Below are 13712 nucleotides of genomic sequence, written 5' to 3'. Positions count from 1 at the left end.
ACTATATTATATTGTAATAGGAAGGGAGGATAAATGAAAGTAGCTTTTCAGATGGATGAAAGTATAAATTTTGAAGCTGATACTACATTTTCATTAATAAAAGAAGCGCAAAGAAGAAGGTACGAAATTTTTGTTTATGTACCTAATAATTTAGCGCTTAAGTTAAATCAGCCGATTGCCCTTGCTCAGAAAGTCAGCGTTGATGATTGTAGCTTCATTTCAAAAGAGGATGTAGTAATCAACCTAAATGAAATGGATATCATATTTATCAGACAGAATCCACCATTTGATATGCGGTACATTACAACAACCTATATCTTAGAAAAGACTACTGCGTTAGTAATAAATAATCCAACAGAAATAAGAAACTGTCCTGAAAAATTAATTACTTCACTATTTCCAGAGCTAATTCCTCCAACTTTGATCACTGAGAATATATCGATGATTAGAAATTTTTGTCACGACTATCAAGATATCATCTTGAAACCACTATATAGCTATGGAGGAAATGACGTAATAAGAATACAAGACCAAAATAGCATTCAAGTAGTAGTCGATCTCATGATTGCAAAATATGAATGTCCTGTGATTGCGCAAGCCTTTTGCAAAAACATAGACAAAGACAAAAGGATATTATTGCTAGATGGTAAACCAATAGGATCAATGAAGCGAGTTCCACAAGTGAATGGAGAGATCAGGACAAATATGCGACTAGGAGCAAGTTTTGAGCCTGCCCAAATGAATGATAGAGACAACGAAATATGTAATAAAATTGGTCCCGAGCTAAAGAAAAGAGGGCTAATATTCGTTGGCATTGATATTATAGATGACTTCCTTCTTGAAATTAACACAACTTCGCCTACGGGAGTAGTTTATATCAATAAGTTGTATAGTAAATCACTAGAAAAAGAACTATGGGATGCATTTGAAGAAAAAGCAATTCGTCAACTAAGTTCTTGAGCTATTGCCTTAATAAATTCAGTAACTCCATTCCTTATTCTTGTTTTCTTAGTATTATTAGCCATATCACGCAATTTTTGACAATTTTGCAATAAATCAACTAGCAACTCTCCTAGATTCTTTTTCGCGTTACTATTTTGCTCAACCATTACAGCTGCTCCCGAATCTTCAATATGTTTTGCATTATAAAATTGATGGTTATCTTTTGAGTGAGGATAAGGAATATATACAGCAGGACGCTCAGCAAGAGTAATCTCTGCTATTGAAGTTGCCCCCGCTCTGCTAATTACCAAATGAGCATTGGCCAGTTTATTTTCCATATCATCGAAAAACTCACTTAACTCACAATCAATTCCTTCACTTTTGTATAGACTCTTGACCTTGTTTATATTTTTCTTCGTACATTGCTGCGTTACTCTAATCCTCTCTTTTACTTCAACAGGTAGATCACAAATTACGCTGCTCACTACATTATCAAAAAAATTTGCACCCTGACTACCTGCTATTATTAACACGTTTAAAACTGTTTCAGCACTAGAATAGCCTTGTGCTTCTATATCGACGAAATTTCCTGTAAAAACGCATTTACTGTCTTCTGCATACTTAGTCTCTGGAAAGCTAGTTGCAATTAATTTTGCACTCTTGAAAAAGAATCTATTTACTCTCCCTAAAACTGTATTTTGTTCATGTAAAATTATAGGTATAGAAAAAATCTTTGCTGCAAAAAGAGTTGGAAAAGAAGCGTAGCTACCAAAACCAATTATTAGCTTTGGTTTTAATTTTCTTGTTTGATACAATGCTAATACACAACTATACATTAACAAAAAGAGAAACTTCAATTTGTTGCCACTTGGCTTGCACAATGGTAAAATATAACTTTCTATATTGATGGTTTTTTGATCAGTGAATAATATACAATTGTGCCCTTGTACCTTTAGTGCTTTTGCTAAGGTTATAGCTGGAAAAACATGCCCACCTGTACCGCCTGTTGCTAGAATAATATCCATCTGTAAATAGCAATTTGATAATAGATTATTAATCATTTTTTAATAATCTGCATGTAAAATTTTATTAAGCTTTATGATAGTTGAGTTAAAAATGCCTGAAAGTAGCAACAGTAAAAACGTGAAAAATAAGCCTCAAGAGCAAAGAGAAGGCGGAAGCAGAGGTTTTATAGGATTGTTAAAAAGCATAACAAAAGCTCTTTTTAACTCAGTTGTTGATCTACCTCAGCAAGAACAACTCAATAAAAATATTGATAGACAACAAGGTTTAGACAGTAAAAGAAAAAGCCCAGAGGATCTTAATCAGGAAAAAAAGCTTGAAGTGAAAGAAGCAGCTGAAGGGTTAAAAGAAAAGTTAGAAAAATCTGATATTGGTAATCAATCTATTAGAATTGAATCGCCTAATCAGGATAATTGTAGCTCTAAAACAATGAATCGTTAGCTTAACTATTTAACGATTCATCATCTGCAGCAAGTACCGATTCGTGTATAATTTCCGAAATAGTTGGATGAGGAAAAATCGTAGATTTTATGTCGCAGTCCGTTCCCTCTAGTTGCTTTGCAAGAGCGAAATTGCTAATTAACTCTGTTACTTCCGCTCCTATCATGTGAGCTCCAAGAAGTTCGCCTGTTTTTTTGTCTATAATTGTTTTCACTAAACCTTCAGTTTCACTTAGTGCAATAGATTTACCATTAAAGTTGGAGTGAAATTTTCCTACTTTTATATCGTATCCACTTTTTATTGCCTGTTCCTCAGTAAGGCCAACGCTTGCTACTTGCGGATGAGAGTAAGTGCAATTTGGTATGCACTCTTTTTTTAACTTATGAGCATTTTTACCAGCAATTTTCTCAACACAGATTACAGCTTCATGACTTGCTTTATGCGCTAAACATGGGGGACCAGCTACATCACCTATTGCATACACACTTGATTCACTTGTTTCATACCACTCATTCGTTTCAATGAAACCAGAAGGACTCAACTTAATTTTTGTATTTTCTAAACCTATATTTTCAGTGTTTGCTTGAACGCCAACTGCAACAATTACTCTATCGAATTCTTTATCATCACCACTACTTAGCTGCACTTGAACAGAGTCTTTATTTTTAGTGAAAGTTTTTACACTATTGCTCGTATATATTTTTATTCCTTGTTTTATAAATATCTCTTGTACTAAATTTGAAATGTCTTTATCTTCCAGCGGCAAGATAGTGTCTTTTACTTCTATAATTGTTACATCAACCCCCAAAGTACTATAAAAACTTGCAAATTCTATTCCTATCGCACCAGAACCTATGATTAGTAGCGATTTTGGTAATTTCTTTGGAGTCATAGCGTGCTGCGCATTCCATATTAAATCTCCATCCGCCTCTATTCTAGGTAGATTTCGCGCTCTAACACCTGTTGCTAAAATGATATAATTGGAAGAAATTTCCTCCTCCTTTTTGTCATTAAGAATTTTTACAGTACGATTACCTGCAAGTTTACCAAAGCCTTGATGAACTTTGATGTTATTTTTTTTCATCAAATATGCAACACCGCTTGACAATTTATCAACAACGTTTCTTGAGTATTTCACTATTGATTGTATATCAAAACTTACATCCTTTACTTTTATGCCAAATTCTTCTGATCTTGTTATTAACCTATAAATTTCAGATGCTCTAAGTAGCGATTTTGTTGGTATACACCCCCAATTTAAGCATATACCACCCAAATTTTCTTCCTTTTCAACAATTGCAGTTTTAAATCCGAACTGCGCCGCTCTAATTGCTGCTATATAACCACCAGGACCGCTACCTATAACTGTAATATCATACTTATTCATCAGCTTTCTTCGTATTCAAAAAGATTATATATAACAGATGGAACCCGTATAATCAATGCTCAGGTGCATAGAAGCGAATTGACAAACCTTCCCACTTTTCTTCTTATATCAATAAGAGAGAGTATTTATCCTTGTTTTTAATCTCCGCGGGTTTAACAACAAAACTCAGATATTTATTGGCAGATTACATAAAAATTATAGCGGCTGCATGTTTTTTAAATTTTTTCTACTTCAGCCAAAACACGCTTGTTAGCACATTATCAATTTACATTATTAAAACTCGCTATATAGGGATTCTTTTGCCTTTTTTTACTTAGTAAATTTATTAATATCTATAGCTAAAGCTTCAGGCCAGCACTTGATGCTGGAATCTTTACTACAAATAAGCATATTGAGCACAAAATTATGCTAAAACACAACGTTTTTGGTGAGACTATGGACAAACTGAATCCCAGTATCTGGGCACTGGGATGACAAGAAATAGGCTGCTTGAATAACAATGAAAGGTTATTTGGATGATAGCTGCACTTCCAGTGTCAGCTACTCGGATGACAAGAAAGAGGGCACTGGCATGCTGAACCATAATGTTCGTACAGCTGTGCAAGAATCAGTGGGTGTGACTTGCCAAATTTTTAAATTACGGACAGCACCAAGTAACGCACAAGCACAGCGTCTATACCAGTTACTGTTATACCTTATTTTTTTCTCTACAATACATTTTACCTGATAAGAATAGAGCTACTATAAGGTAAATTAAGTTCCATGTTGCTAACGAGACACCAAAAATATAATGAGGTCTGTCACAAGATGGAGAGTAGTTAGGGTTTAATAGATTATTTCTTAGCTCTTCTATGCTAACGTTACCACTTGCTTGCTCTATACAGCCTAAAACATCATGAAATAAGTGGAGTTCAAGACCTACATGATAAAAAGATATTATTGCACCAATGAGATAACTGCAAAACATCGCATAGATTAGGATTTTGTTGTTTTTGAACATGTACGCAACTGCAAGTAGCCCTGTAACATAGTAAACTACTCGCTCGTATATACATAACTTACACGGTATCATATTGAAAAAATACTCTAGCACATATGCAAAAATTAAAGCGACAGCGCTTGATAAGAGAAAAATTATAGAATTGTTATTTACATCTGACATAGTTAATGAATTACTACAATATCTGTGAAGAGTCAACTCTTGTTTGACAACGTTTCATGTAACGATAGAACACTAAGTACTATGTTACTACTTTTACACCTCTATACATATGCTCGCCGTTGTATATTGGTTCAATAATCAGCCCTTTCATATCAGTTGCAACTCTAGTATCACTATCTATTTTTGCAATTTCTTCTTTGGTATACAATTCATCCTTGTTTTTCGTCCAGCTATTGTCATATTGAATATCAACTTCTCCTCCATTGGTTTTAAACCCAAATGTTTCTTGCATAAGCAATCTTGCTTCTTCCAAACGTCTATTGTAACGTTTGTTATAATCTTGATAGCTAGATATAAGAAGAAGAACGTCATTAGAAAGAGTGAAATATACTATCTCTTCCATAATTTTGTAAATCTCATGTTCTGATAACTTAAACAAAGGATAATCTTTTTGAAACTTATTCTTTACTTCATTGTAAATTTCCATAATTTTTACTCTACCAGCATCGCTTAGAGCAATGATAGCATTTTCAATACTTGCTATACCGTCATAGTCATAACCTTTCTGTCATTTTCAGCAACCAAAAAGCCATGCATAGCCTGAATCTCACCAACTTTCTTATCTTCTTTAGGTAAGATATCAAAATCAAAATAGATCATAGGAGATTTCAATACCAACAATATAAATATACGCATGCTGTCTATCTCAACACCAAAAGATAATCTTTTACTTTCTGGAATAGAGTATAGATCTTTGAAATATTGAGATACAGTGTATAAAGGACATTTAGATAGTTCTGTTTTCTTATTTGGTTGCAAGTGAAAGCTGAATTCATACTCTCCTAAATCTAGCTCATTAAAATCTATAAGTTCTATATTTTTGTTTGGGTTAAATTTTCTGTTTGATATTTTATTCTCCAACTCTTTACGTTGCTCAGGAGTAAAACCAGATCCATTTATTACTAATTTCACTACACGTGTATTTTCTCTTTTTGCCCATTCGCTCAATCTCTCCAAATATTTTTCTGGGATCGGATATCCATATCTTTTTGGAAGCCACTGAAATACTAAAGGTGTATCAACCGTGAAAGTATGTGGAGATCCAGGCCTTAAATCTTGTCCCTTATAATTCATAGCAAAAGTACTAAATAAGTTAATACTTTACTATATAACATTAATTTATCAACTACTTATTTAGGTAATATTGTTTACTTATTAATAATATTACCCAAGATAAAAAGCTATATTATTAATAAAACAAGATTATCTACTTTACATAGGGATTTTTGTTCTTTTTCAAAAGTAATCTGACTGGTACACCGTGAGCAAAGAAGTTTTTTCTAAGACCATTAGTCAAATAACGTTTATAACTCTCATCAACACTTTCGGGGACGTTGCATACCAAAGAAAAAGCTGGAGGTTTGGTGCCAATTTGAGCAATATACTTCATTTTAATTGCTCTACCTTTTATAAGTGGGTGAGAATGTTTTTCCACGGCATCTATTAGCCAATTATTAAGTTTTGCAGTGCTGATCTTCTTGTTTAAGGATTCACTCACTTCAAGACACTTATCTATCACATCACCGCAGCGCATACCTTTCAATGCAGAAATTGTTACAGTTGGCACTTCCAAAAATAACCGAGTCACTTCCTGTTGTTTGACAAATTTTATTAACTTACTTCTGTCATCCTTACCTATTAAATCCCACTTATTTAAAACAATGATAATTCCCTTCCCCCCTTTAATTGCAGCTTCAGCAATTGATAAATCCTGCTGCTCAACGCCAAGCAAGGAATCTAGCATTAAAATCACTACATGAGAGCGCTTTATTGACTCTATACTTTTTTCAACAAATCTTGATTCTAAGTTATCAACAACATTTGCCTTTCTGCGGATTCCCGCAGTATCGATGAGAGTGATTAATTTCCCATTATGGTCGTATGAAATATCCACAGAGTCACGCGTGGTACCAGGTTTTGAGCTTACTATTAGTCTATTTTCTGCAAGTAAACTGTTTAAAAAAGTTGATTTTCCAACGTTTGGGCGACCGATGATTGCAATCCTCAGTCTAATGGACTCACTTTCAGGCAGCTCAGTGCCTTCGCTCAGACCTTCAATAACACTAGCTAATGCATCATAAAGATCAACCATACCAAGATTATGTTCAGCTGAGATGTACACCGGACCTATGAAGTTGAAGAACTGCAAATAATCAACGTTTTCCGATTTATGACTTTCGCATTTGTTTGCTATTAGTATTACAGGTTTGTTCGTTTTTCTCTTCAGCCACTTTGCAAACTCTTTGTTCTGCTCGTTTTGCACTTTTGCATCAACAAGAAAAAAAATTACATCTGCGCTTAATAAAGAAAACTCTATTTGTTCAATAACTTGTAGTGAAAAACTGGTTTGGTCGTTCCATCCTCCTGTATCTATAACTTTAAACTCTAAATCACTAATTCTTCCAATTCCTTCACGCCTATCTCTCGTTACTCCTGGAATGTCACTAACCACCGCTGCTTTTCTTCTTACTAGCCTATTAAATAGAGTTGACTTGCCTGCATTTGGAAGGCCTATTATGACTATTTTCAGCATAGTTTAAGAGCGTGTTTTATACATAGTAAATTATAATCAAAATTTTTCACTTTAACTATTGATTTAATAGATTATGTGCTTATCCTAAGGTTAGTATGTTTTATATTAAATTTATTATGTAAATGGGGGTAGTTATGCTAATACCAGAAAAAATATCAAGTGCAAATAAAGAGCAACATAAAGGGTCTTTGGAAGAGATAGGTTATCCAGAAGAAATAAGTGCTTTTATTGACGAACATGAGCGAAAAAATATTTTAGATATATCGCGAAAGTTTCATAATGCTCATAACATATATAATGATGCAGAAGACTTGCCTATTGATCAGGCTGTGACAGGGATTGCAAATAGATTTCTAGAATCTATAAGAGATGCAAAAAAGAAAAGGTTATACTGAGTGTTCCATTTGATCCCCAAAGAGGATCAGCAATACTAGATAGCTTGATATGTAGACTTAACCATCTCATACACAAGGATGACAATATTAAGGGGAATGACAAAGATAAATTAAAGCCTATTTGGGAAGAAGTGTGTGATCTCGTTTCAAAAGGTAATGATGTAAGTGAGAGAGTGTTAGAATTATTGCCAGAAGATGTAATTGAAAGATATGAAGATTACTTATCAAACCTAGAGAAAATTGCAAGTGAAAGTATTGATAATGGTGAAATAAACAAAGTTGCAGTAAAAAGAGACAATCAATGCTATTTTGTAAAGTATCCAGCAGGGTGTACTGTCATTCCTACAAAGTTGCTGAGCCATCCAGAACTTCAAGATTGAGACGGAGCGCTAAAAATCGGAGATGGTATAATTCGAATAAAAGATGGAAAATATCATGATATAAAAGGCAGCGTAATAATTACCTTTACCTTTTACGATGAAACAGTTGAAATGGTTTTATCCTCAAAAGATGCTTCAGGATTTGGTAAAATGATGGTCTATATGAACGACAAAAATTGTGAAATCTTCTCAAAGTACCTTAAAGAGCTAGAAGAAAAACCTCATATAAATGAGATTGTTGAAGCTGCCAAAAGCTTTGTGCAAACAAAACCTTCTTCTACTCTAGACGATACTAATGCATCTCAGCATTCTCAGGAAGTTCTAACAGTAAACTGATAGATAAAGCATGTACACTGTTTAACAGTGTACAATCGCTTAGCGTTAAAAATGCTAGACTATAAATCTGCTTGTGACAGTTACAGTGAATGCGTGCAGTTTCATCAATTTCGTTAGACCTTAAGAAAGTGTTTAGGTCAAAAATAGACACTTCAAAAAAGTAATGTATACTTAATTAATTGAAGAATTACTCCTCTTGATATGCAGGACTTTAAAATACTAGAAACTAAAACATTAGAAGCTGAAAAAGGAGGAGGTCCTGATAGGGTTAACAAGCAACATGAAAAAGGAAAGCTAACCGCTAGAGAAAGGCTGAGTATATTGCTCGATGAAAATTCATTTCAAGAGTATGATAAGTTTGTGAAGCATCACGCAACTGATTTTGGCATGCAAAATGCTGATTTTTTAGGTGATGGAGTTGTAATTGGCCATGGTACTATTTATGGCAGAAAAGTTTTTGTTTATTCTCAGGATTTTACTGTCTTTGGTGGATCACTTGGTGCATCACATGCAAAAAAAATATGCAAAATTATGGATATGGCAATTAATGCCAGGATTCCAATTATCGGACTAAACGATTCTGGTGGAGCCAGAATCCAAGAAGGAGTAAATTCCCTTGCTGGTTACGGAGAAATTTTTCAAAGGAATGTAAATGCATCAGGCGTTATACCACAAATCTCTCTAATCATGGGCCCATGTGCTGGTGGGGCAGTTTACTCTCCAGCGCTAACCGATTTTATTTTCATGGTAAAAAATAGCTCATACATGTTTATAACCGGACCAGATGTAGTGAAAAAAGTTACATACGAGAACGTAAGCCACGAAGATCTCGGTGGAGCAAAAATTCATACGAGCAAAACAGGAGTAACAGATTTTGCATTCAATAATGAAGTTGAAATGCTACTAGAAATGCGAAAATTCTTCACCTTTTTGCCAGCAAATAATCAAGAGTTGCCAAAAACTGTACCAATCTGCGATTTAATTGATGATGTTGATGAATCTTTGAACACTCTAGTTCCTAGTAATCCTAATACTCCTTATGATATGTATGAACTCATTGAAAAGGTGTGTGATGAAAGGAAATTTTTTGCACTAAAACCCGATTTTGCTCGTAACATCATAATTGGCTTTGGCAGAATTGGAGGAAATACTATTGGTGTTGTTGCAAATCAACCTATGCACCTTGCAGGATGCTTGGATATTGACTCTTCAAGAAAAGCTGCGAGGTTTGTAAGATTTTGTGACGCGTTTAACATTCCCATCATCACACTTATTGATGTTCCAGGTTTCCTACCAGGTACAAATCAAGAATACAATAATATAATACAACACGGAGCGAAACTGCTTTACGCTTACGCTGAAGCGACCGTGCCGAAAATTAGCCTTATCACTAGAAAAGCGTATGGTGGTGCATATATTGTTATGAACTCAAAGCATTTAAAAGGTGATATAAATTATGCTTGGCCAACCGCTGAAATAGCTGTAATGGGCCCTGAAAGTGCAGTTGAAATTATATTTCGACACGAAAAAGATCAACAAACACTAATTAAAGAATATAAAGAAAAATTTGCTAACCCATTTTTTGCTGCATCACATGGATATATTGATGATATAATAGTGCCAAGTAAAACAAGGTATCACCTTCACAAAGCACTAGAGCTACTTAAAAACAAGAAAGTAGAAAGAATATGGAAGAAGCATGATAATCTTCCTTTGTAACTTTCCTCTCAGTTTTTATTGTAAGGTCTACAGTGCCGTTACACCAATACTAGCGCTTGGATTACCAATAACGCTAACTTTTGGATTCTTTTTTCTACAATATATTCTTACTTTAGCTAAAAATTACTTCCGCACATTTTAAATCTGATTATAATTACAATTAGAGATACTTTTAGAGCTCAAAAATTTATCTTTGTCTGCAGACTTTTTTTTATTAAACAATCAAACTCATAAAAAAATGTAGCGTATCCTCTTCAGCGTATGTGGGTGCATACACGCATACTTAATTTCTGTCGTATGTGCACTGCATTTTTTTCTAATCTTTTTTTTCACAGGGGGATTTTATGTTCAGAATTCCAGATACTTGACCTTTACTTTAGCTAATAAAAACCAACTGGTACCTGCGGTTTTTACAGTCTCAAAATTTTTATCAAACTTCAACTATCATTCAAAGAAACTTGTAGTTATTCTTAGTGTTATTACTATAGTAGCAGTGCTTATGATGATAAGGATATGGAATCCTTTATAACCTTGGTTCTTTTAAACTTTGTAGTTGATTTTAAGTAAAGATACTCGTAATTGTGTCAGCTAATTATGAAAAAGACTTCAAGTGAGAGTATATAAGTAAGGCACTGACTACTAACAAAGATATACAAAAGTTGTCTTTGTTTACTTTGCCAAATTCCAATAAGTCGTTGTTCCTGTCTTTTAGGCCTACTATTCCATCAATTGCGGTCCTATTGCTTTTATTATCATTTTTTAGAGAGCTAACTAGAACATCTACCATAAAAGAAAAATTACTTTTATATTCATCAAGCTCTATACTTAATTTACTACCCAAAACAAATTCTATTATCTTATTAAAGACGTTCTTGAAGCCCATAACACACCTGTCAAAATAATTGTTCTAAAATTTTAATAGCATTATTCTCCTGTTAGCCAGAACTTTTTTAGCTCTTCCAATGTTCCATTAAATTTATCTCTGTCACATGGTCCAATCCCTTTCACTGAATGTGGCTCAGGTCCCGTCTGACCGTCAGTGTACTGCCATAAAATCCAGTCATTCCATCCTTTCGGTAACATTGGACTTTCTCCCCATCTTGCTATCCAGAGGGGACATTTCATTAAAGTTGGCGTTGCAAAATCTTTTAGAAAGTAAGCACTTCCATAAATCAATGGTAAGCGTCCTGTTGCTTCATGAACTTGATTAACAAAATCTTCTGCCTGTTCTGGCGTTATATTGTTTCCCTCATTTTCTTCAATATCTAGAGCAAGCAGCACTTGAGAAGCATCTCCAATTTTTTCCAAAAAATGCTCTGCTTGATCTTTTCCTTTCTCTCCTACTCCAAAATGATATGCTCCCCAAAGCAATCCTTCTTCTTCAGCTGCTTTTCTCCTTTCTTCATATGTTGGATCCACATATTTCAGCCCTTGTGTAGCTTTGTGCATAACTCCTAATATTCCATCTTCTTTCGCTAACTTAAAATCTATATCCTGCTTCCAGTGCGATAAATCTATAACTACATTTTCTACCATTTATTGCTCCTACCTTAACCCTTATTAATTACTTTACGTCTACAATAACATGAATATAATTCAGTGTGCCGTTACCAAGATTCGAACTTGGGACCTCGTCATTACCAATGACGTACTCTACCACCTGAGCTACAACGGCAAGTTCACGTATTATGATAATGAATAACATGAAAAAAAATAAGGAAAAAGAAGAAGAGAGAAAAAGATTGGCAAAAGCTTTAAAGCAAAATATTCTAAAAAGAAAAAAACAGCAACAGAGTAGACAAGATGCCAGAACTCCCAGAAGTGGAAGTAATCTCTAACTTCTTATTTGATAAAATCAAAAATAAGAAAATAAGCAATGTGACAGTCAATAATTGGAATTTACGTGTACCAATAACGAAGAATATTGATGATTTGCTAAAGGGCAAAGTTATAAATGATATCAAGCGTAGAGGTAAATATATAATCTCGAATATAGATGCTAGTATGGCTGTAATCATACACCTTGGCATGAGCGGAAAGCTTATATATGCTGAAGACAATCAAGCACAGAACAAACATGATCATGTGATATTCTTATTTTCTGACAACACTTCACTAATCTTTAATGACCCAAGAAGGTTTGGATTAGTGATTGTTTTAAACAGAGAGCAAGAACTAAATTTTTTTAATAACCTAGGAATAGAACCCCTCACAGATGAATTTGACGGACATTATTTACAGAAGTTGCTAAAGAACAGAAAAGCAAATATCAAATCAGTATTAATGAATAATAAGCTAATAGTTGGCGTAGGTAACATATATGCTTCTGAGAGCTTATTTAGAGCTCGCATATCACCACTTAGGCTAGCACAAGATTTAACATATATAGAGTGCGAAAAACTTGCTATCGAAATAAAAAATACTCTGAGTGATGCAATTGCTGCTGGTGGTTCAACACTGAAAGATTATGCACAGCCATCTGGATCTGCTGGATACTTTCAAAATAACTTTTACGTATATGGTAAAGTGCAAAAACCTTGCAGAATCTGCAACAATATCATAACACTTATACGACAAAATGGTCGTAGCACTTATTTTTGCAATGCATGTCAGAATTAAATTTTATTTTTGCATATGACACTCTTACCTGAAAAAGATCCTTTTGATTTGTTTTCAAAGTGGTATCAAGAAGTACTTAATTCTCCGTGTAAGGAGCCAACTGCAATGACGCTAGCAACGTGTAGCAAAGACTGCATTCCATCTGCAAGAGTGGTATTACTAAAGGAATATAGTAAAGAAGGTTTTGTGTTCTTTACTAACGTAAACAGTAGAAAAGGAAAAGAATTGACTAAGAACCCCAAAGCTGCACTCGTATTGCATTGGACAGAATTTTCTAGACAAGTACGAATTGAAGGAGAAGTTAGGCTTCTAAGCGGCAAAAAGGCTGACGAATATTTCTCCTCTCGAGCACGTGATAGTCAAATTAGCGCGTGGTGCTCAAAACAATCAAGAGTTCTGAAAAATTGGCAAGATTTTGAGCAGGCTATAGAATTAAAAGAGAAAGAATTTCACAATACACAAGTTTCTCGTCCTGATTTTTGGGTGGGGTTTTGTGTAATCCCAAAAGTAATTGAATTTTGGCAAGAAGGTAAGCATAGGAGACATACTAGATTTAGATACACTCTTGTTGAGAAAAGCAATTGGAAAGTGGAACAATTATATCCCTAACGTTAGAGAAAGCTACTCTGCAGATCAAAAATAAGGATTTATTGTCATGATAAGGAGCTGATCAAGTAACTTTTTATGGCTTAAAAACTTGTTGTATGTAACGTAT

17 protein-coding genes and 1 tRNA gene are annotated in these 13712 nt (G+C 34.2%); 9 read left to right on the top strand and 9 right to left on the bottom strand.

All coding sequences use genetic code 11. From position 1 onward, the window contains the following. The first annotated feature begins 33 nt into the window (after positions 1 to 33). Positions 34 to 960, top strand: coding sequence for a glutathione synthase (gshB, locus tag ABWU64_RS05805; protein ID WP_015588100.1), 927 nt, complete (start codon positions 34 to 36; stop codon positions 958 to 960). Here the strand turns inward: gshB and ABWU64_RS05800 are convergent. After that, positions 945 to 1967, bottom strand: coding sequence for a UDP-N-acetylglucosamine--N-acetylmuramyl-(pentapeptide) pyrophosphoryl-undecaprenol N-acetylglucosamine transferase (locus tag ABWU64_RS05800; protein ID WP_015588101.1), 1023 nt, complete (start codon positions 1965 to 1967; stop codon positions 945 to 947). The two genes, gshB and ABWU64_RS05800, sit on opposite strands and share 16 nt — an antisense overlap. 73 nt (positions 1968 to 2040) lie before the next feature. On the opposite strand from ABWU64_RS05800, the gene ABWU64_RS05795 reads away from it, so the two are divergent. Then, complete coding sequence (locus ABWU64_RS05795; RefSeq protein WP_015588102.1) at positions 2041 to 2406, top strand: hypothetical protein; 366 nt, start codon at positions 2041 to 2043, stop codon at positions 2404 to 2406. Between the two features lies 1 nt (position 2407). Here the strand turns inward: ABWU64_RS05795 and lpdA are convergent, their stop codons facing one another. The 5 genes from lpdA to der form a co-directional block, all read right to left on the bottom strand. Next, positions 2408 to 3793: a dihydrolipoyl dehydrogenase gene (gene lpdA, locus ABWU64_RS05790; protein ID WP_353279508.1), complete on the bottom strand. Its 1386-nt coding sequence runs from the start codon at positions 3791 to 3793 to the stop codon at positions 2408 to 2410. A 688-nt stretch (positions 3794 to 4481) separates the two neighbouring features. After that, on the bottom strand, positions 4482 to 4955 hold the full coding sequence (locus tag ABWU64_RS05785; RefSeq protein ID WP_353279507.1) for a disulfide bond formation protein B: 474 nt from the start codon (positions 4953 to 4955) through the stop codon (positions 4482 to 4484). A 79-nt stretch (positions 4956 to 5034) separates the two neighbouring features. Then, a complete protein-coding gene (locus ABWU64_RS05780) occupies positions 5035 to 5442 on the bottom strand; it encodes a hypothetical protein (protein ID WP_353279506.1) in 408 nt (135 codons plus the stop codon). 53 nt (positions 5443 to 5495) lie between these two features. Continuing rightward, entirely contained in the window at positions 5496 to 6089 is a 594-nt protein-coding gene (locus tag ABWU64_RS05775; protein ID WP_353279505.1) for a hypothetical protein, read from the bottom strand. Between the two features lie 133 nt (positions 6090 to 6222). Further along, positions 6223 to 7548 (bottom strand): ribosome biogenesis GTPase Der, encoded by a 1326-nt coding sequence (der, locus tag ABWU64_RS05770; protein ID WP_015588106.1) that lies wholly within the window; start codon positions 7546 to 7548, stop codon positions 6223 to 6225. Between the two features lie 134 nt (positions 7549 to 7682). On the opposite strand from der, the gene ABWU64_RS05765 reads away from it, so the two are divergent. From ABWU64_RS05765 to ABWU64_RS05750, 4 genes are all read left to right on the top strand, one after another. Continuing rightward, positions 7683 to 7943 carry a hypothetical protein gene (locus ABWU64_RS05765; protein ID WP_353279504.1) on the top strand — a complete coding sequence of 87 codons (261 nt, stop codon included), beginning with the start codon at positions 7683 to 7685 and terminating at the stop codon, positions 7941 to 7943. 44 nt (positions 7944 to 7987) lie between these two features. Further along, entirely contained in the window at positions 7988 to 8323 is a 336-nt protein-coding gene (locus ABWU64_RS05760) for a hypothetical protein (RefSeq protein ID WP_353279503.1), read from the top strand. Positions 8324 to 8485: 162 nt separating this feature from the next. Continuing rightward, positions 8486 to 8659, top strand: a complete 174-nt coding sequence (locus tag ABWU64_RS05755) for a hypothetical protein (protein ID WP_353279502.1) — start codon at positions 8486 to 8488, stop codon at positions 8657 to 8659. Positions 8660 to 8860: 201 nt separating this feature from the next. Continuing rightward, positions 8861 to 10378, top strand: coding sequence for an acyl-CoA carboxylase subunit beta (locus tag ABWU64_RS05750; protein WP_341815668.1), 1518 nt, complete (start codon positions 8861 to 8863; stop codon positions 10376 to 10378). 592 nt (positions 10379 to 10970) lie between these two features. Here ABWU64_RS05750 and ABWU64_RS05745 read toward each other — a convergent pair. From ABWU64_RS05745 to ABWU64_RS05735, 3 genes are all read right to left on the bottom strand, one after another. Continuing rightward, entirely contained in the window at positions 10971 to 11261 is a 291-nt protein-coding gene (locus tag ABWU64_RS05745) for a hypothetical protein (RefSeq protein WP_341815669.1), read from the bottom strand. 41 nt (positions 11262 to 11302) lie between these two features. Continuing rightward, the gene (locus tag ABWU64_RS05740) at positions 11303 to 11914 is read right to left on the bottom strand and encodes a glycoside hydrolase family 25 protein (protein ID WP_353279501.1); all 612 of its coding nucleotides are present in this window, start codon (positions 11912 to 11914) and stop codon (positions 11303 to 11305) included. Positions 11915 to 11980: 66 nt separating this feature from the next. Continuing rightward, positions 11981 to 12053, bottom strand: a tRNA-Thr gene (locus tag ABWU64_RS05735). A 28-nt stretch (positions 12054 to 12081) separates the two neighbouring features. On the opposite strand from ABWU64_RS05735, the gene ABWU64_RS05730 reads away from it, so the two are divergent. Genes ABWU64_RS05730 through pdxH form a run of 3 tightly spaced genes read left to right on the top strand, consistent with a single transcriptional unit; the run spans position 12082 to position 13606 of the window. Continuing rightward, positions 12082 to 12216 carry a hypothetical protein gene (locus ABWU64_RS05730; protein WP_255324779.1) on the top strand — a complete coding sequence of 45 codons (135 nt, stop codon included), beginning with the start codon at positions 12082 to 12084 and terminating at the stop codon, positions 12214 to 12216. Further along, entirely contained in the window at positions 12182 to 12997 is an 816-nt protein-coding gene (mutM, locus tag ABWU64_RS05725) for a bifunctional DNA-formamidopyrimidine glycosylase/DNA-(apurinic or apyrimidinic site) lyase (RefSeq protein WP_264375214.1), read from the top strand. The genes ABWU64_RS05730 and mutM overlap by 35 nt, the downstream gene beginning before the upstream one ends. Before the next feature lie 15 nt (positions 12998 to 13012). Continuing rightward, complete coding sequence (gene pdxH, locus ABWU64_RS05720; protein ID WP_341815671.1) at positions 13013 to 13606, top strand: pyridoxamine 5'-phosphate oxidase; 594 nt, start codon at positions 13013 to 13015, stop codon at positions 13604 to 13606. The last annotated feature ends 106 nt before the right edge of the window (positions 13607 to 13712 follow it).

The sequence above is a fragment of the Wolbachia endosymbiont (group B) of Xanthorhoe designata genome, from assembly GCF_964028585.1.
Lineage (GTDB): Bacteria > Pseudomonadota > Alphaproteobacteria > Rickettsiales > Anaplasmataceae > Wolbachia.
Note: the sequence above shows the minus strand (reverse complement) of the source record. Positions and strands in the feature narration are given on the sequence as shown.